The sequence below is a fragment of the Candidatus Jettenia sp. AMX1 genome (assembly GCF_030263775.1).
In the GTDB taxonomy this organism is placed as follows: domain Bacteria; phylum Planctomycetota; class Brocadiia; order Brocadiales; family Brocadiaceae; genus Jettenia; species Jettenia caeni.
In genome coordinates this window covers 1-18,122 of the sequence record NZ_SZPP01000076.1, presented here as the reverse complement: position 1 = coordinate 18,122, position 18,122 = coordinate 1, and the positions used below count along the sequence as shown (strand labels likewise).

Below are 18,122 nucleotides of genomic sequence, written 5' to 3'. Positions count from 1 at the left end.
TTGCAAGCAGCCGTAAAAATCTCTTCGCCTGTTCAATGATCCTTGCCGGGCTTATTACCTTTTTATCATGCATAAAAAATTCAGCTACCCTGGCGCAAGATAACGCTGTTTATATTGATCAAGCCCGGACTATCGAGACTCGTTATCTTGGTATCCTAGACCCTGCTGGTCTGTCTTTCTCCTCAAAGGCAGGGATTTTTCTTATTGTGGACCATTCCAAACTTGCTCAATCTTCTTCTGATCTCTCTTCCGACATCACGATAATTACCCCTACTGAAGATCTGGTCGGCTCTGTACGCATAGCAGATTATATTCATGATCCTATAAATATGACCTTTGATAAAAAGGCTAGCCGCCTGCTCATCTTTCAGTCAGACACCAATACCTTGGTTGAAATAAAGGCGGGGTCTGATGGCTATTTGGACCCGGATACCATCACCAAATTTGATGCCCAGAAATTTGGCCTTCAAAATCCACAGGGAATGACTGTTGACCCGGTACATGGACATCTCTTTATCCTGGATAGCGCTGTGCCAGAGATTGTTCATATCAGGCCGCATCCCCTTCGGGGTTTTCATAATGCAAAGATTTCCCGTATACACCTGGAGCAGATTGAGAAGTCAGACCTTCGGGGCATTGCCCTCAATCCTGTGAATGGTCATCTCTCTATCCTGAATTTTTATGAGCGGATGTTATACGAGTTTACCAGGAAAGGGAAACTTGTTGCAAGGCGTGATGTATCGGAATTTGGGCTGCAAGACCCGCAAGGTATGGTCTTTGCTCCCAGCGGAGACCTGACGGATGACCCATCCCAAACAAGCCTCTACATTGCCAACTGCAGTCTTACCGGTAAGGGTGTTCAAAAGACTCAGTCGTCCGATGATAGAGGGAAGAAAGAGGAGCAGGGATATGGCAACATCATCGAGTTGTCCCTTACTCAACCGCCTGTTGTGGCAGCCACGAGTAACGCTACTTTAGTCCGGACTATCGATACCTCCAGATTTTCTCCGCCCAGTCCCGATCCATCGGGTATTACCTATCTTCCTTCTTCTAACAGGCTGCTCATGTGTGATGGCGAGGTCGAAGAAATGTCCATCTTTGCCGGCGCTAATCTCTTTGAAACGAGCCTGACTGGTAACCTGCTTGATACCCTGAGCACCATGCCCTTTTCAGATGAGCCAACCGGGATAACGATAAACCCTGCTAATAGACATCTCTTTATTTCTGATGATGTTGAGCCTTTCGGTAGCACGGATCCGGAAGGGATTGCCTACGATACCTCGCAGGGAGTGCTTTTTATAGCAGACGGATTGAATCGTGAAGTGTACCGGGTTGCACCGGGAAATAACAGTGTCTTTGATGGTATCTCACCATCGGGTGATGATCAGGTAACGCATTTCGATACGTTAAGTATCGGGGTAGATGATCCGGAGGGAATCGAATATAACCCGGATAATAATCGTTTATATTTAGTTGGTAAACCGGCGACACAATTGGCTGAGTTAACGAAGACAGGCGCCCTGACGCAGATGTTCGATATTTCTGCGGCAAACGCCAAAAAGCCTGCCGGTCTTGCCTTTGCACCTGGCAGCCTGAACGCGAATGTGAGGAACATCTATATTGCTGCACGGGGAGTTGATAATGATAGCAACCCGAACGAGAACGATGGCAAGGTGTATGAGATGTCCTTCACACAAACTCCGCCGGGCAACCAGCGTCCCACGGTGAGTGCAGGAGCCGACCAGACAATTACTCTGCCGGCAAATGCTTCTCTGAATGGAACGGTATCCGATGATGGCTTGCCGAATCCTCCCGGTGCAGTAACCACTACCTGGAGTAAAGTCAGCGGTTCAGGCACAGTGACCTTTGGCAATGCCAATGCGGTCGATACAACGGCGAGCTTTTCGGCAGCAGGGACTTATGTACTGCGCCTGACTGCCAATGATAGTGAGTTAAACACCGGCGGGTTTCTACCTCTAGTGGCAACCAGAAGGTAGGGATGCGCTTTACCGGAATCAATATCCCAAAAGATGCTGCCATTAGTAATGCCTATATTCAATTTAAAGCAGATGAAACACGATCCGGAGCAATTTCATTGATCATCCAGGGGGAAGCTGCCAATAATGCCGCTTCATTTACCTCTACCAACGGAAACATATCATCCCGGCCAAAAACAATAGCAGCCGTACCATGGTCTCCTGCAGCATGGACAACCATAGGAGCAACCGGTCCTGATCAGAGGACGCCCGACATATCCTCAGTCATTCAGGAGATTGTAAGCCGCGCCGGGTGGTCAAGCGGCAATTCGCTGGTAATTATTATTACAGGAACTGGCAGACGGGTAGCTAAGTCCTACAATGGGGACCAGGCCGGTGCGCCATTGCTTCACGTTGTCTACAGTGTAGGGCAAACGAATTAACCTCTGTAGTTATAGAGAATCATTGCCATCTGCTTTTTCCTCAAATCCATAATCGCAACCATCTGTACTACCTGATTTTCCTGAATCAGCTTTTTCACTTGTGTCTTGCGATCGATTGCGGTTTGGAGAGTAGTTTTGCTCTGCAAAACAACAATGGTTATTTTTCCTTCTAAATTATAGTCAAATAAATCTGATTTTAGAAATTTAAGCAATCAAATAGGGCTTAAAATCAAGGGATTCTTCAAATATTTTTCGAAAAATACATTTCTTTGACTATAGAAAGGAATTGGTGATGACTACACAATTTTTTAGTGCCCGGCAAAACTCCGAGCCGATTGGCTGGAGCAGGCATGTCTTCTTCATCTTAATCGCACTAAACTTGAGCGTAAAGATGCTATACATAACGACATAAATTCTCAGCACTCTATCATTCCTGGCCTAACCTGGAATCCATTGTTTTTCCGGATTCCCGTTTTCACGAGAATGACATTTACGTCTCTGATAAATGGCGCTATGTATAGATGTCTTCTTTGGGGGTGCTCGCCAGCCTCCCTTGCACCCCTGAGCTTTCGTGAATTCTGACAAGGTACTTTTTTAGCGGAGAGGAGGTGATGAAAAGATGATATTTTTATAGATTGAAGGTTGTTTATTTAGATTAGTTTCATTTTGGCACATCACGAGGGAGAATATTCCTGTCCGTAATGTAAGATAATAAATTTTACTTTAATTAATAAGGAGTTTTTGCCATGTTTAAGAATAGAAATTCATACTTAAGTATTATTGCGATGGCTCTTATTAATTGCATAAGCTTTTCGGTTATGGCTGAGCCTGCACAAAAGACCTATCCCTTGTCCCCGGATGATCCAGAGGCACAGATAGATGCTTCTTATCTCGATATTCCAGCGATTGTTCCGCCTACACCCGATCAGTGGGGTAAAGCTCCTAGGAGTAAAGCGCAAGGCATAAAAGTATATAATGTGGAAGCAGGTCGGGAAATGAAGGACTTTCAGGATAATTCGATTTCTTTAAGGGAGGCAAGGAGGTTGCCGCGGCAAGCTTTTGAGCCTAGTTATCAAGGAGAGGTGGAACTCTATGATTCCGATGCTGAAGCTGCTATACAAGAGAACTCAACAATGGAAGATGACCCGAATTCAAATGCTGATTCACAAGACACCAATTCTGCAATAGTTGCAGAAACTGTGTGTGGAGCCGATAATCGTGTCAAAATTAATCCTGCGACATCTTATCCGTGGAGGACTCATTGTAAATTATATATCACTTTTCCTGATGGGGCGAGGTTTGTTGGATCAGCAACAATGATTGGTCCAAAAAAAGCGATTACTGCGGGACACTGCGTCCATGACAAAAACCACGGTGGTTGGGCGAAGAGCATCGAGGTTATTCCTGGCTTTAGTTGCGGCACCAAGCCCTATGGTTCCGCTTGGGCGACTTATTATTTGAGCTGGACAGGTTGGACTAATTATAAAGACCCCAATCATGATATGGGCATAATCTGCCTCAATAAGACTATAGGAAACACCGTTGGATGGCTAGGTTACGGGTATTGGTCAAGTCTATCTGGTGTTACTGCTTCTCTTTCAGGGTATCCAGCAGACCGAGATGGTGGATTATGTCAGTACTATCATTATGGTAATTTAAGCTCTACTACTAGCTATCGCATCTACTATTACATTGACACATTTGGTGGCCAAAGTGGTAGTGGTGTCTATCGGACAATAAACGGAAATCGCTATGTTATGGGGGCGCATGCTTATGGTCCATGCCCTAATTCAGCAACCCGTATTACTAGCAGTAAGTATTCTAAAATCAAAGACTTTTGCAATTAAAAATGGATAACCTGCTGTGCAGAGGTATGGGCTGCCATACCTCTGCACAGCCAACAACATACAAGCATGATGAGGAAAGTAATAATGAAAGAGTTTGGGTTCGAAAGGAAAGGTATAACAATCGTTGTTTGCGGCATTCTGTTGACACCGTTTCTTATTTGTCCGCTTTGGGCGCAATTGTTAGCCAGCAAAGGGAACTGGCAAGTAGAGGGAAATGTGGGCAAAGAATCTCCTGAAGATATTCCAGACGCAAAGATTGGGGAGCGTGATTTGACTCCTCCTGCCAATTTTAACCTCCATGCATGGCTGGAAGTGCCCCCGAAGGTGTGGGTCGGTGAAATGGTGAGATTCACCTATACAATAAAGAACCGAGGAAAAACCCCCATTGAACTGCTAGTGCTAGGTGACCCAGCTTGCGATTTTGTAGTAAGCACTCCTACCGGTATCAAAATTTGGCGATATCTTTATGGTAAAGATATTAAGGAAATCGCTGAATTGAAGATTCTGAATCCGGGAGAAAAGCTGGTATATGAGGCAAAATGGAACCAGATGGACAAAGATGGCAGGCCTGTTCCTGTTGGGAAATACTGGGTGACAGGCGTTCTTCAGACATCACCTCCTGCAGGGTTTTACAAAAATCAAAAGCGACTGCTTATAAAAAACTATTTACCATCTTCAGATCAACAACAATAAACGAGGGGGCAGCATCATTATTTGTGAAAGGGTAAAAGGGTCGTTTGGAAATTTTCGGCTAAAAGAGTCTGTAATTTCTTTCGATAGAGACTAGTATTCTGTATCAAGTGCTCCATTGAGGTTTATTCGCTCTCTGCCGGTATTGGTCGGCAATTCTTTGTTTGTCCCTTTCTCTACCCATGAGTAAACGGGCAGAGAGTTGTAGTGAGGATGAACGCCATCGATAAAGAAGTCTTATCTGAATGTGCCTTTGTCTCTTTGAGGTGTTGATACTGAATAAGAAATTCTTGTTGTGCTTGTGGACTTGCTTTGCCAGGAACCGGAGTGGTCTTTTTAGAGACAAATGCATTGTTCTAAATTCAAAAAATCTTTCATACTTTTATGTATAACAGATGTTCAGCGTATTCGTAAGAAAATTTTTACTTACTTTTCGAAAAATAGATGCTTTTGACTATACATATTTACTATTGTAGGTATCCATAATACGTTGACCACTTCTCTTCTATCCTTATAACTCACATGAAATAACTTAATCGTTTAAAGGCATCCATTTTCTCATTATTGCCAACTTTCGCCTGCTTGAGTGCTCCTCTTAATATATCGATGGAACGGTCATAAACATCTTTGTCTACGGGATACGGATGACCGTCTTTACCACCATGAGCAAAGCTGTACCTTACCGGATCATGAAAACTCGGAGCTTTACCATACACAATCTCGGAAATGAGAGTCAAGGCTCGAACTGTTTTTGGTCCTACACCCTCAATTCCAAGTAAGGATTCAAAATTTTCAGGAATACTCTCATAGGTTTTTGTAAATGTCTTATAAAGCCTATCAGGATGAATATCATGAATATCTACCTGATGATGAGATGGTAAATGCAAACTTTGTAACCTCTTGATTTCACTTACTAACGTATCGGGCTTCTCCTGTGAAAGCATGACGGTAGTCTGTCTGGCCTCTTCACTCTCCACCGATGTCATATTCAAGGTGCTTCCCCTGGAATCACAGCAAATAGCGCTATGAGGCTCCACAACAAAATTCTCGACCTTGCTGCCCAACCAGTGATATCTGCGGGCATATTTGTTGGCATCGTTCATTCCTTGTTGAACAACAGCCCAATCCCCGGACTTCGTGAAGATGAAGGAATGATGGTACAGTTGGTATCCGTCCTGAATCGCACTATTATCTACCTTAGCACTCATCTTACTGGCATAGACTAATTTTTCAGGATCACACGACAATTGGTCACCCGCACCCAGTATTTCCGAGGGTGTTTTTCGTGATATTGCACCCTTACCCCCGGTAATAAATAATCCAAGCTCTTTTTCGAGTCCTTTGATACCTTCTTTCAATGCTCCGCACGTGGTCGTGGTCACACCGCTCGAATGCCAGTCAAATCCCAATACACAACCTAGCGCCTGGAACCAGAACGGATCGGAAAGTTTCCGGAGAACTTCCTGAGGGCCATACTCACTTACCATAGCGATGATAATCTCACGCGCAAGGCGTTTCATACGCTGGAAGAGCCATGATGGCGCCTTGCCTCCGTGAAGTGGCAAATGTGCAATACCTGTTTTCATAATATAGTATAAAAGAGGTGAAATATAGCATCCAATATATGAAACCGAACAGAATAGGCGAAAGTTGGTCTTTGGTTGTATGCAAATGTAGGGAACATACGGAGTCCTTAAAAATGTCATTAGGCCAGCAAGATTAGTCTTTCGTCAGTTGATGGTTTCAGTTTCATCCTTGGAATACTATAATGAAAAAATCCTATGGATGAAACTGAATACATCATGAGATGATACTATCATTTTAGACATCCCTATGCCACCTAAATTTACTTCTGCGATTATACTTGAAGTTGCTAAACCATTCATCTTTTTACTTGAATTAACAGAGATTCACAGAAACATATAGACAAATAATAGCGTAAAATCCTTGACATATCTCTTATCAGTCTGTTAGATACAATATGTTGTTTCATCTCATAATTTTTGGGCAATAATTTCCCGTAAAAGGAGACAACAATGATAGCGCGGATACTAGCAATCATTCTGGGTATGATGCCGCTGACAAGCTGTGCTAACCGGATATATGAATTATCTCCTACTGTCAATGACCCAGCTAATCCGAATGCCCCGGAAGCACCTTTTTCTCCACCGCTTAACCGATTTCAGGGAGAGATATCTGTCAAAACTAATCAACAGATTACCGAACCGGCGCCGCAAACGACATCTGAAATTTTTACTTGTCCCATGCACCCTGAAATAGTTCAATCGGAACAGGATGTGTGTCCAAAGTGTGGGATGAGATTAATTCCCAAAGATCAGAAAGAGAGTGATCCAAAAGAAAAACAATGACGAACAGACCGGCAGGCATGTTAATAATAGTAATAATCATGACAGGCAGTATAGTATTTACCGGATGTGCTTCTGTACCCAAAGACGCTGGATTTTCGGATGTCCAGAATATTGCCAGGCAACGTACCGGTCATCAGGTGGAATGGAACCGCAGTACACCTGAAGACGGAGAAGTAACTGAATCAATCCATTCCATGCTCCAGCAGGAACTGGCTCTGGACGAGGCCGTGCAAATCTCATTACTCAATAACCGGTCCTTACAGGCAATGTATGAAGAACTAGGCATAGCTCAGGCTGATGTTGTTCAAGCAGGTTTACTGAGAAACCCCATATTTGGGGCCAGCTTCCGGTTTCCGGATAGACCTGCAGATGGCCATCGTGGCGCAAATACTGAATTCTCTGTAGTACAAGATTTTCTTGACCTGCTGGTGATTCCGTTACGAAAGAAGATAGCTGCAACACAGTTTGAGCAAACAAAACTGCATGTTGGTAATGCAATACTGAACCTTGCCTCTGAGGTACAATCGGCTTACTATACCCTGCAAGCAGACAAACAAATATTGGAAATGCGTCTTACCGTGGCCTGGGCTACGGAGGCTGCCGCTGAGCTTGCTTTCCGGCAGCACGAGGCCGGTACGTTAAGCATGCTGGATCTCATGAATCAGCAAGGGTTCCATGCACAGGCAAAGCTTGATGTGGCACAAACAGATATCCAGATTATCGCCGGCCGTGAACATCTCAATCGTCTTATGGGGCTTTGGGGCATGGATACAACCTGGAATATCCCTCATAGATTACCGGAACTGCCGGAAAACGAGATCATGCTGGATCAATTTGAATCCAAAGCCATATCGCAACGATTGGATCTCGCTGCGTTACGTAAAGAGGTGGAGACCATCGCTTACGCACTATCATTGACGCGCAGATATCGATACTTTTATGTATTCGAGGTTGGTGTTGATACAGAGCACGATGTCGCTGATGATGTAAATTTCACAGGACCCAATGTAACCATTGAACTTCCGATCTTTAACCAACGACAAGCCGAAATCGCTCGCTTAGAGGCGCACTTGCGGCAGAGACGGCAACAACTCTCTTCCTTAGCCATAGATATACGCTCGGAGGTCCGGGCGCTTCGTGACCAGCTTTTGATCGCTCGCAATAGAGTCAAATACTATCATGATAGTGTTCTTCCCCTTCGTCAACGTATTGTGGAAGAATCGCAACTCTATTATAACGGTATGCTTATCGGCGTATATGAGTTACTCCTGGCCAAGCAAAATCAAATTAATGCCGGTCGCGAGTACATTGAGGCACTGCGAGACTATTGGATTATCCGATCAGAGCTTGAACGTGCCGTGGGAGGAAATCTTACCGGCATAAGCAAAACTGCCCAGACATCTTCTCAATCGACAGAACAAATAACTACCCAGGCGTCAGAATCATTCAAGTATGATTACCTTAATGAAGTTGACAACTCAGGGTTTTCGCATATAATCCAGGTAGAAACCCTGAAGCAGACAGCAGGGGCAGGTTTCAAACCAGCCCCTACCCATAAAAAATAAAATCGATGTAGGGCGAGGCTTTACAGGTTGTCCGAGAATTAAGATTTTTAAAATTAGTATACGATGTATTGTGCTTGTAAATATGATATGAACAATAAATGGTATCTTTAAAATTCTTACTTACATTCTCGGACAACCTGTTTAGCCTTGCCTCTCACCGTACAAACATGCCGGGGGAATAATAACCCTAAAGGGTTGCCCTGCGGAATTGAAATTCCTATACATAAATATGAGGTTTTGTAAAAATCTCATATCAGGATTCAGCTAAGGAGAAATACAATGGCTGAAACGAGAAAGATCCACAAAGTCTTGAAAAGTAAACCTACAATCGAAGGAGCTGGCGTCCATCTTAAACGGGCGTTCGGACATAGCCAGGTCCCGATGTTTGATCCTTTTTTACTGCTGGACGACTTTCGTTCAGACAATCCGATGCACTATAGTAAGGGCTTCCCATGGCATCCGCATCGCGGAATTGAGACAATCACCTATGTTCTCCGCGGAGATGTAGAGCACGGCGACAGCATGGGAAATAAGGGCTTTATATCCTCTGGTGATGTACAATGGATGACCGCCGGAAGCGGGATCATACATCAGGAAATGCCCAAAGGAGACCCTGATGGTCTGATGTTCGGATTTCAACTTTGGGCCAATCTCCCTAAATCCCATAAAATGACGGAGCCTCGCTACCGGGATGTGAAAAGTAATCAAATCCCGGAGGCAGTGCTGGAGAACGGCACAAAAATCAGGATTATATGCGGAAAAGTGAATGGTAAGCAAGGACCTGTTCGGGACATCGCCATCGATCCGGAATACATCGATGTAACAGTTCCTGCCCGATCGGAATTCACCCATCCCACCAAGCGCGGACACACCGTTTTCGCATATGTCATCGAGGGCAAGGGGTACTTTTGCAAGGAGAAGAATCCGTTTTCTTATGAGATTGAAGGAGCCAACTATTTTGATATTCAGAGAGACCCCTTTATAAGTAATAAAACCCTCGTCCTATTTGATGATGGCGATCAGATGATGGTCTCAACAGAAGACGATGCTGTCAGGTTCCTGCTCATATCGGGTAAGCCTATTGTTGAACCGGTCGCATGGTACGGCCCTATTGTAATGAATACGGAAGATGAGCTACGGATTGCCTTTGAAGAGTATTCCCATGGTACATTCATCAAGCATAAGAGAGCTTAAACCTCTATCGGTACTAAGATAAAAACTACAATTACAAGTATCTGCATTGAGGAGATACTATAGGTAATTTTATGAGAATTATGGTAACACTTTCATTTTTTGCATACTATAAAGTATTACGAGTTCAAAAAACTACGGTGTTACGAGTTATGGTATATCCTGATTTCCTATTTAGGAATCTCAATAAAATACCTATTTTCCCGACACTGATCCACCTCCTTTCACCCTCGCCAGCGAGGGACAGCGATTGTCCCTCTTCGTGAGGAGAATTCAGGGGGAGGCGACACGTTTGAATTTCCTATACATAATAATATGTACGTAGGGCAAGGCTAAAACCTCTTCCTGTATCGATTCCGTTTTTTCATGATATAGCCTCATGTATGATTTATATAAATACCGAATGAGAGAACCATGATCAGGAGTGTTTCTCTTTAAGTGATCTCTAGACATGAAACGAGCCATATCGTCAACTTTTTGAAAGATAAAGAAAGGAGTTCAGATGAATAGAGAGAAAATGGTTACTATTCTAGGTTTTGCGGGGAGCTTACGGAAAGAATCTTACAATAAATCGATCTTACAGGCTGCCCTGGAGTTTCTCCCGGAAGATGCCAAACTTGAAATCTTCGATCTTGAAGGAATTCCCTTATTTAGTCAGGACATGGAAAATCAATTCCCGGATAAGGTTAAGCAATTCAAGACAAAAATCAGGGCTGCCGATGCTATTCTTATTGCTTCGCCGGAATATAATTATTCAATACCAGGCGTCCTGAAAAACGCAATTGACTGCGCTTCCAGACCATACGGAGATAATGCCTTCGATGAGAAACCGGTAGCAATAATGGGCGCTTCTATCGGAATGACGGGAACGGCAAGGGCACAATATCATCTCAGGCAGAGCTTCGTTTTCCTCAACATGTACCCCATAAATCAGCCGGAGGTCATGGTACCGTTTGCTCATGAAAAAATTGATAAAAACGGAAAGGTGACCGATCAAAAAACAAAGGAAAAAATTAAGGAGCTCATTGAAAGTCTGGTAGCCTGGACGAAAAGACTTAAACAGGGTTGATTAAGGAATCCAACTAGTACACTGTCAACTTAATTTATCATAATAGACTCTCTCGTATTTGTCATTGCGAGGGGTTTTTTCCCGAAGCAATCTCTTTTGAAATGCCCAGGGGATTGCTTCGGACAATACCCTCGCAATGACACAGCCCCATTATCATGAATTATATTGACAGTGTACTAGAGATAACTTACCTGAAAACGCCTTGGTCATTGCAAGGCAAGGCTAAACAGGCTGTCCGAGAATTGTTTTTACGGATCAAAGCTGTACTATATACTGATTAACTATTACAATAGGTGCAACATATAGCATATGTTGCAGGTGGCAATTGCATTCTCGGACAGCCTGTTTAGCCTTGCCTCCCCACCTGAATGTGCACGGGATAGCACCCTAAAGGGTTGCCCTATAGTTCTCAATAGTGGATTCAGCGCAAAAGACAGCGCCTTAATTCACCTTACTCATTATAAAATTACCGGTAGGGTGGATTAAGCGGAGCAAATCCACCATAGCATCTTTTCAGACAGTCTCTAAGGTTGCTTTCGTGAAAATCGATAAGATACTTTATCAAATGGTTTCAGGGATCATTCGGTTCTTGTGGGATGTATTCATTAATAACTTTACTATTTAAGGAGGCATTACTATGGAAAATAAAATTACATGGGAATCGCAGATGGATGCTGCTCTATCAAGGGCAAGGTCTGAGAAAAAGCCGGTGTTACTCGATTTTTTTAATCCGGGCTGAATCGGCTGTCAGCAGATGGATGCGGTCTCGTATCCTGAGAAAAAAGTTAATGAATTCATTACCAATTCTTTCATTCCACTGCGTGTACGCTCCGATACTCAACCCTTTGCTACTAATTTTAACTTGAAATGGACCCCAACCCTTATAGTCCTTGATACTGAAGGTAAGGAACATCACAGGACAATAGGTTTTCTTTCTCCCGAAGAGTTAATTCCTTCATTATTACTGGGGATAGCAAAGGTACATTTTGATTTGAATGAATTTAAGGAAGCGCTTTCAAAATTAGAAAAGGTTTTATCTGATTTCCCTGAAAGCAGTTCGGCGCCGGAATCAATGTATTTAAGAGGTGTGTGTTTATACAAAAGCACGAATAACCCAAAGGGGCTCAAGGATGCTTACGAACAACTCCAAAACAAGTATCCTGAGAGCGAGTGGACAAAGCGGGCATATCCCTATCGGCTTTTATAATTGTGTATCCTGTGACTGTGGGTTAAGCTGTTTCGGCAGTAGGGGCAGGTTTCAAACCTGCCCCTACCCATGAAAAAACAGAGGAATGTAGGACAAGACTTTAGCCTTGCAAAGGGCGCAAACCTAAAGGTTTGCCCTACAGAATTGAATTTCTTATACATTGAATTAAGCTATTTCACGCCACTCTGAAGAAATATCAAAACCCTAAACCAAACGTAAAGGAGTTACCTATGAATACAAAATATACTTACCGCCGTCTCTCTAAGGACAACACTGCTGTTCTTCTTGTTGACCATCAATCCGGCCTCGTCAACCTTGTGCAGGACTATTCACCGGACGAGTTCAGGAACAACGTCCTTGCATTGGCCGATCTCGCAAAATACTTCAAACTGCCGACCATCCTGACGACCAGCTTTGAAGACGGTCCCAACGGTCCGATTGTACCGGAACTTAAAGAAGTCCACCCGGAAGCTGCCTATATTCCGCGTCCCGGACAGATCAATGCCTGGGACAACGAGGACTTTGTGAAGGCGGTTAGGGCCACCGGATGCAAACAATTGCTCATAGCTGGTGTCCTGACCGAAGTTTGCGTGGCCTTCCCTGCGCTTTCTGCACTGGAGGAAGGCTTCGAGGTCTTTGTTGTTACCGATGCTTCCGGCACCTTCAACGAGGCCACGCGTTACGCTGCGTGGACACGCATGGCGGCTGCAGGCGTGCAATTAATGAACTGGATGGCTGTCGCCAGCGAACTACACCGTGACTGGCGAAAAGACATTGAGGGTTTAGGCAAACTGCTATCCAGCCACCTGCCTGCTTACAGAAACTTGATTACGAGCTACTCGGCAAATAAACCAGTGGCATAACCATACGACGCAGTATCCAAGTGGTGGATTCAGCGCAAAAGGCAGCGCTTTAATCCACCCTACTCATTATAGAATTACCGGTAGGATGGATTAAGCAGAGCGAATCCACCATTGCATCTACACCATATATGCATTAAGCTAAGAACAGATAGGAGTGAAAACTCCAGGACTTTCCCTTGAGGAAGAAAGGATCAGGGGATGTGTAAACGGTGGAGAATAACAAACCGCCCACAATCCCCCTTGATCCCCCTTTAAAAAAGGGGGGAAATGGTGAATGTTTTAAAAAAGGGTGAAAAAAAGAAGTCGCCCTTTAGGAACTTATCCTTACCCATAAATCAGAATGCCCTGGGCAGCGGCTCATAAAAAAACAGCAGGCGGAGAGGCAACATCTTGCGTCTCTACATCCTTCTCTCTTTGTGTACTTCTCGGTTTACCTTTTTCTTTTTCCAATGGAATATTCTCCCTTTTTTATGAAACACTATTCTTAGTTTGATGCATATGCCGTTAACTCCTTCCCCCTCATCTCTGCCTTATTTTTTTCATTGTATTTTGCTGTCTTTTTGTGTTATATTTTTGTATAAAAAAGTCCAGAAATCTTCTAGTCCAGAAATCTTCTAGTCCAGAAATCTTCTAGTCCAGAAATCTTCTAGTCCAGAAATCTTCTAGTCCAGAAATCTTCTAGTCCAGAAATCTTCTAGTCCAGAAATCTTCTAGTCCAGAAATCTTCTAGTCCAGAAACAAGGCTTTGCCTTGTTTCTGGACTTATAGACAGCTTAAATAGAAACACTCCCGGTTATTGTTCTCTCATTTACGGTATCTTCTCATGAAAAAACAGGAGTTGATATAGGGCATTTAGCCCATATACATCAAGCGTAATTACTCAAACTAAGGTGCAAACCGGGGTAGGGGCGAACCTTGTGTTCGCCCTGGTCGTGGGAAAACGCACAGGTCTTGAATGTGCACAAAGGGCGGGCGAACACAAGGTTCGCCCCTGCTATGATCCAACAGTATTTTGAGTAACTACCATCAAGCTAAGAATAAGGAAAGTTGTTATTCTTTTACTCTTTACGTTTCATGAGACCTTCGGCGACTTTTACATTGTAAAGATATGTAGTAGCAAGGTGCGCCTTGCTACTACAGAATCGCTTTGAAATTCCTCTACATTACATCAGATTGTAAACCAGGATATACCATAATTCTGATGAATTTATCTATAGTAATGTCGAAACAAAATATCGCTTTTACAATCTTTTGGAAATTCTGTATTTTCTGGAAAAATCAGTTATGCTATATAACATTTTATTTTGAGATCACTATAGCAACTCTAAAGGGTTGTCCTGCAAAGTCGAAATTCATATACATAAAAACAGGATACGAAAAGATATGAGTACAGAGAAAGATACCATCTTAGCGATTCTTCACAGAAGAACAGGTATTGACTTTAGTCAGTACAAGTCTACCACTGTCAACAGGAGAATGCAGCGACGAATGCTTCTCAATCATATCAAAACCTTGCCGGAATATCGTGCGTTTCTTGAAAAAAATCCGGACGAAGTAGAAGCACTCCGTAGAGATATGCTTATCCATGTCACCAGTTTTTTCCGTGAGCTTGACCAGTTTGAAGTGCTGAAAAAATCAGTCTTTCCAACACTCATACAGAAGAAGTCATCCAAAACGCCAATTACTGTGTGGGTACCGGGCTGCGCAACAGGTGAAGAGGCATACTCACTTGCCATAGTATTTCAAGAGTTTCTGGGAAAGAAAGCGCCTCTCAGGCGAATTAAGATTTTTGCCACCGATATAGACGAGGGCGCTATCAGAAAAGCCCGTGAAGGTCTGTATAAGAAAGATGTTATCAACCATGTCTCGCCGCAGCGCCTCCGCCTTTTCTTTACCAAAAAAAATAATGGGTATCAGATCAAGCGGGCGATTCGTGCTCTATGTGAATTTGTGGCGCACGATGTCACACATAATCCGCCACTTACCAATGCCGACCTGATTAGTTGCCATAATCTCCTTATTTACTTAGGGCAAGGGTTACAAAAAAAGGCGCTTATCAGGATGCACCAGGCCCTGGCTCCTCATGGGTTTCTGGTATTGGGAAAAGCTGAAGGGCTTGGCGAAGCATCTAAGCTATTTCATACCATAGACAGCAAACAGAGAATTTACTCCCGTAAAGATACAGGTGTTATCTCTGCACCGGAAGATTTACGGAACACTATAAACGCACAGGCAGGAAAGAGCCGTCTCCCTGCTCTAAAGCCCTTTGGCACAACGCAACCTGAAGTTTTGCAACAATCTTATCGCCAGCACAACATTAGCAAGTTAAAAGAGGCTTTATCACTCACGCAGGAATACGCCAATGAGATTATCGATGCGTTAGATATTATGAACAAAGAGTTGCAATCTGCCATTGAAGAACTCCAGGCAAGCAACGAAGAACTGGAAGTCCGCAACGAAGAAGTAACGAGAGCAAAGGACTATGTGGAAGCAATCGTCAATACGGTACGAGAGTCACTCGTAGTACTTGATAATAACTTCCGTGTAAAATCAGCCAACAAAGCGTTCTATGATACCTTCAAGGTAACGTCAGAGGAGGCAAAAAATACATTACTATTCGATTTAGGAAATAAACAGTGGAATATTCCTGAACTTCGAGTGCTCCTTAAGAAAATTCTTCCGCAAAAAGGTATGCTTAATGACTTTATTGTAGAGCATGACTTTAAAACAATTGGGCAGAAGACCATGATTCTCAATGCCCGGACGTTGGAACAAGGACCGGAAAAGAGTCCTCTTATCCTTCTGGTTATTAAAGATATTACTGAGCTTCAAAAAGGAGAAAAAGCACTCAGGGAATCTGAAGAACGATTCCGGATGCTTGTTGAAAGTGTCAAGGACTATGCAATTTTTATGATTGATCTGAAAGGAAATATTCAGGTCTGGAATAAAGGAGCAGAAAATCTCCTCGGCTATACCGCGGCAGAGATTATAGGGAAGAATACAGCGCAGTTTTTTACTCCTGAGGATAGGAAGGCAGGTAGCTTCAAAAAGGAACTGGCAACAGCCATAAAAAATGGCTGGGCAGAGAGTGAAAATTGGCGTGTGAGGAAAGATGGCAGTCGCTTTTGGGCAACTGGCGTTACCACGGCAGTGTATGATGAGGCAGGGAAAATTGTCGGTATGTCAAAAATTGTCCACGATATTACTGAGCGGAAGAGGGCCGAAGAGCTACTACAAGCTCAAAAAGAGATATTTCAAACTCTGAACGATAATGCCACCCTTGGCCTTTTTATCATGGATGAGAAGCATCACTGTACCTTTATGAATCCTGCTGCCGAAAAAATGACGGGATTTACCTTTGAGGAAGTAAAAGCAGCAAACAAACCACTCCATGACATCATTCATCATACCAGGCCTGATGGCAGTTATTACCCAATGTGTGAATGTCCTATTGACAGGGCGTTACCACAAAAAAGCAGAATACCGGGGGAGGATGTTTTTATACGGCCGGATGGGAGCTTCTACCCTGTTGCTTTTATGGCAAGCCCTATTCTGGATAAAGGGAAACCTATCGGAACAGTTATAGAAGTACGGGATACGACTGAAGAAAAAAAAGCGGAGGAAGAACGGAGATGGCTTGAACGGCAAAAAGATGAATTTATTGGTATTGCCTCACATGAACTAAAAACCCCTGTTACCAGTATCAAAGCATATACACAAATACTTCAGCATAGATTCCAGAAAGCCGGAGATATGAAATCAGCCGGGATGGTAGGAAAGATGGATGCACAGATTGACAAACTTACCAGTCTTATTGGTGATTTGCTTGATGTTACCAAAATTGAGGGTGGAAAATTACAGTATCATGAGGGACTCTTTGATTTTAATGAGCTTATTGGAGAAATTGTTGAGGAAATGCAGAGGACGACAGCTAAGCATACCTTAGTACAGCAACTTGCAAAAGCAAAGACAATCGCTGGAGACCGTGACCGCATAGGACAAGTCGTTACCAATTTTCTTTCAAATGCTATTAAGTACTCTCCGCATGCGGATACCATCATAATAAAAACAAAAACGAATAAAGAACGTGTTACCCTCTGTGTGCAGGATTTTGGGTGTGGCATCTCAAAAGAGGATCAGGAGAAAGTATTTGAACGATTTTACCGGATTATCGGTTCTGATCAAAAAACCTACCCCGGACTGGGATTAGGGCTTTACATCGCTGCAGAAATAATCAAGCGTCATAACGGCAAAATCTGGGTTGAGTCTGAAAAGGGAAAGGGTTCTACTTTTTGCTTTTCATTACCACTCAAACAGCAAAAGCTTTAAGCAACACAAGAATACCGGGAGGAGATAAAACATGACTGGCAGAAAGAAAAAAATCATCCTTGCAGAGGATAACCTGGCCATTGTTGATGCATTGACTATCATGCTCGAAGAATTCGGTTATGAAATTATATCAATAGTTGATGGCAACACGGCTAAGGACAAACTAAAAGAAAAGCCTGACTTAATTCTGTTGGATATCTGGATGCCAGGATGGAACGGCAAAGATGCATGCAGATACTTAAAAGGCAATGAAGATACGAGAGATATTCCGGTTATTATCATTTCAGCAGACAGAGATATAGCACAGCTTGCAAAAGAAGCAGGTGCGGATGATTTTATTGCAAAACCATTTCAAATAGAAGATTTACTGGCAAAAGTAGAAAAATACCTTGGTAAGAATGAAGAGAATAGTTCATAGTTTCTATAAACATTTCACCCCTATGGGGTTGTTTTTCAAAAAATCCTCTTGCAGGCTGTAGAGTAAAACACTGGCGTAGTGGCTACAGGCTGAGGTTTGTCTTCCCCGTTTCTCTCCGTTTCCTCTGAGAGTGTCACACGATCACAACCATACCC

14 protein-coding genes are annotated in these 18,122 nt (G+C 43.3%); 13 read left to right on the top strand and 1 reads right to left on the bottom strand.

All coding sequences use genetic code 11. From position 1 onward, the window contains the following. The 4 genes from FBQ94_RS16830 to FBQ94_RS16815 all read left to right on the top strand — a co-directional run. Window positions 1-1,997, top strand: a 1,997-nt coding sequence (locus FBQ94_RS16830; protein WP_285442285.1) for a PKD domain-containing protein, incomplete at its 5' end; no start/stop codon positions are given. A 2-nt stretch (window positions 1,998-1,999) separates the two neighbouring features. Then, a complete protein-coding gene (locus tag FBQ94_RS16825) occupies window positions 2,000-2,419 on the top strand; it encodes a hypothetical protein (RefSeq protein WP_285442284.1) in 420 nt (139 codons plus the stop codon). Between the two features lie 746 nt (window positions 2,420-3,165). Then, entirely contained in the window at window positions 3,166-4,266 is a 1,101-nt protein-coding gene (locus FBQ94_RS16820; protein ID WP_007221255.1) for a trypsin-like serine peptidase, read from the top strand. A gap of 84 nt (window positions 4,267-4,350) precedes the next feature. After that, entirely contained in the window at window positions 4,351-4,959 is a 609-nt protein-coding gene (locus tag FBQ94_RS16815) for a BsuPI-related putative proteinase inhibitor (protein ID WP_007221254.1), read from the top strand. A gap of 515 nt (window positions 4,960-5,474) precedes the next feature. On the opposite strand, the gene FBQ94_RS16810 is transcribed toward FBQ94_RS16815, so the two are convergent. Further along, window positions 5,475-6,542 (bottom strand): DUF763 domain-containing protein, encoded by a 1,068-nt coding sequence (locus tag FBQ94_RS16810; RefSeq protein ID WP_007221253.1) that lies wholly within the window; start codon window positions 6,540-6,542, stop codon window positions 5,475-5,477. Window positions 6,543-6,992: 450 nt separating this feature from the next. On the opposite strand from FBQ94_RS16810, the gene FBQ94_RS16805 reads away from it, so the two are divergent. From FBQ94_RS16805 to FBQ94_RS16765, 9 genes are all read left to right on the top strand, one after another. After that, entirely contained in the window at window positions 6,993-7,325 is a 333-nt protein-coding gene (locus tag FBQ94_RS16805; protein WP_007221251.1) for a heavy metal-binding domain-containing protein, read from the top strand. After that, complete coding sequence (locus tag FBQ94_RS16800) at window positions 7,322-8,890, top strand: TolC family protein (protein WP_007221250.1); 1,569 nt, start codon at window positions 7,322-7,324, stop codon at window positions 8,888-8,890. The genes FBQ94_RS16805 and FBQ94_RS16800 overlap by 4 nt, the downstream gene beginning before the upstream one ends. Before the next feature lie 279 nt (window positions 8,891-9,169). After that, window positions 9,170-10,084, top strand: coding sequence for a pirin family protein (locus tag FBQ94_RS16795; RefSeq protein WP_007221249.1), 915 nt, complete (start codon window positions 9,170-9,172; stop codon window positions 10,082-10,084). 499 nt (window positions 10,085-10,583) lie between these two features. Then, a complete protein-coding gene (locus tag FBQ94_RS16790) occupies window positions 10,584-11,150 on the top strand; it encodes an NADPH-dependent FMN reductase (protein WP_007221248.1) in 567 nt (188 codons plus the stop codon). Between the two features lie 318 nt (window positions 11,151-11,468). Next, window positions 11,469-11,636, top strand: a complete 168-nt coding sequence (locus FBQ94_RS16785) for a hypothetical protein (RefSeq protein ID WP_285442282.1) — start codon at window positions 11,469-11,471, stop codon at window positions 11,634-11,636. 268 nt (window positions 11,637-11,904) lie between these two features. Continuing rightward, window positions 11,905-12,357 carry a tetratricopeptide repeat protein gene (locus FBQ94_RS16780; RefSeq protein ID WP_007221246.1) on the top strand — a complete coding sequence of 151 codons (453 nt, stop codon included), beginning with the start codon at window positions 11,905-11,907 and terminating at the stop codon, window positions 12,355-12,357. Window positions 12,358-12,587: 230 nt separating this feature from the next. After that, window positions 12,588-13,220 (top strand): isochorismate family cysteine hydrolase YcaC, encoded by a 633-nt coding sequence (gene ycaC / locus FBQ94_RS16775; protein ID WP_007221245.1) that lies wholly within the window; start codon window positions 12,588-12,590, stop codon window positions 13,218-13,220. Between the two features lie 1,383 nt (window positions 13,221-14,603). Next, window positions 14,604-17,549 (top strand): CheR family methyltransferase, encoded by a 2,946-nt coding sequence (locus FBQ94_RS16770; RefSeq protein ID WP_083849229.1) that lies wholly within the window; start codon window positions 14,604-14,606, stop codon window positions 17,547-17,549. A gap of 31 nt (window positions 17,550-17,580) precedes the next feature. Beyond that, window positions 17,581-17,967, top strand: a complete 387-nt coding sequence (locus FBQ94_RS16765; RefSeq protein WP_007221243.1) for a response regulator — start codon at window positions 17,581-17,583, stop codon at window positions 17,965-17,967. The last annotated feature ends 155 nt before the right edge of the window (window positions 17,968-18,122 follow it).

What these genes read in the sequence shown, in the direction of transcription:
- FBQ94_RS16825 (WP_285442284.1), top strand. Translation starts at nt 2,000, where the DNA reads ATGCGCTTTACCGGAATCAATATCCCAAAAGATGCTGCCATTAGTAAT.
- FBQ94_RS16820 (WP_007221255.1), top strand. Translation starts at nt 3,166, where the DNA reads ATGTTTAAGAATAGAAATTCATACTTAAGTATTATTGCGATGGCTCTT.
- FBQ94_RS16815 (WP_007221254.1), top strand. Translation starts at nt 4,351, where the DNA reads ATGAAAGAGTTTGGGTTCGAAAGGAAAGGTATAACAATCGTTGTTTGC.
- FBQ94_RS16810 (WP_007221253.1), bottom strand. Translation starts at nt 6,542, where the DNA reads ATGAAAACAGGTATTGCACATTTGCCACTTCACGGAGGCAAGGCGCCA.
- FBQ94_RS16805 (WP_007221251.1), top strand. Translation starts at nt 6,993, where the DNA reads ATGATAGCGCGGATACTAGCAATCATTCTGGGTATGATGCCGCTGACA.
- FBQ94_RS16800 (WP_007221250.1), top strand. Translation starts at nt 7,322, where the DNA reads ATGACGAACAGACCGGCAGGCATGTTAATAATAGTAATAATCATGACA.
- FBQ94_RS16795 (WP_007221249.1), top strand. Translation starts at nt 9,170, where the DNA reads ATGGCTGAAACGAGAAAGATCCACAAAGTCTTGAAAAGTAAACCTACA.
- FBQ94_RS16790 (WP_007221248.1), top strand. Translation starts at nt 10,584, where the DNA reads ATGAATAGAGAGAAAATGGTTACTATTCTAGGTTTTGCGGGGAGCTTA.
- FBQ94_RS16780 (WP_007221246.1), top strand. Translation starts at nt 11,905, where the DNA reads ATGGATGCGGTCTCGTATCCTGAGAAAAAAGTTAATGAATTCATTACC.
- ycaC (WP_007221245.1), top strand. Translation starts at nt 12,588, where the DNA reads ATGAATACAAAATATACTTACCGCCGTCTCTCTAAGGACAACACTGCT.
- FBQ94_RS16770 (WP_083849229.1), top strand. Translation starts at nt 14,604, where the DNA reads ATGAGTACAGAGAAAGATACCATCTTAGCGATTCTTCACAGAAGAACA.
- FBQ94_RS16765 (WP_007221243.1), top strand. Translation starts at nt 17,581, where the DNA reads ATGACTGGCAGAAAGAAAAAAATCATCCTTGCAGAGGATAACCTGGCC.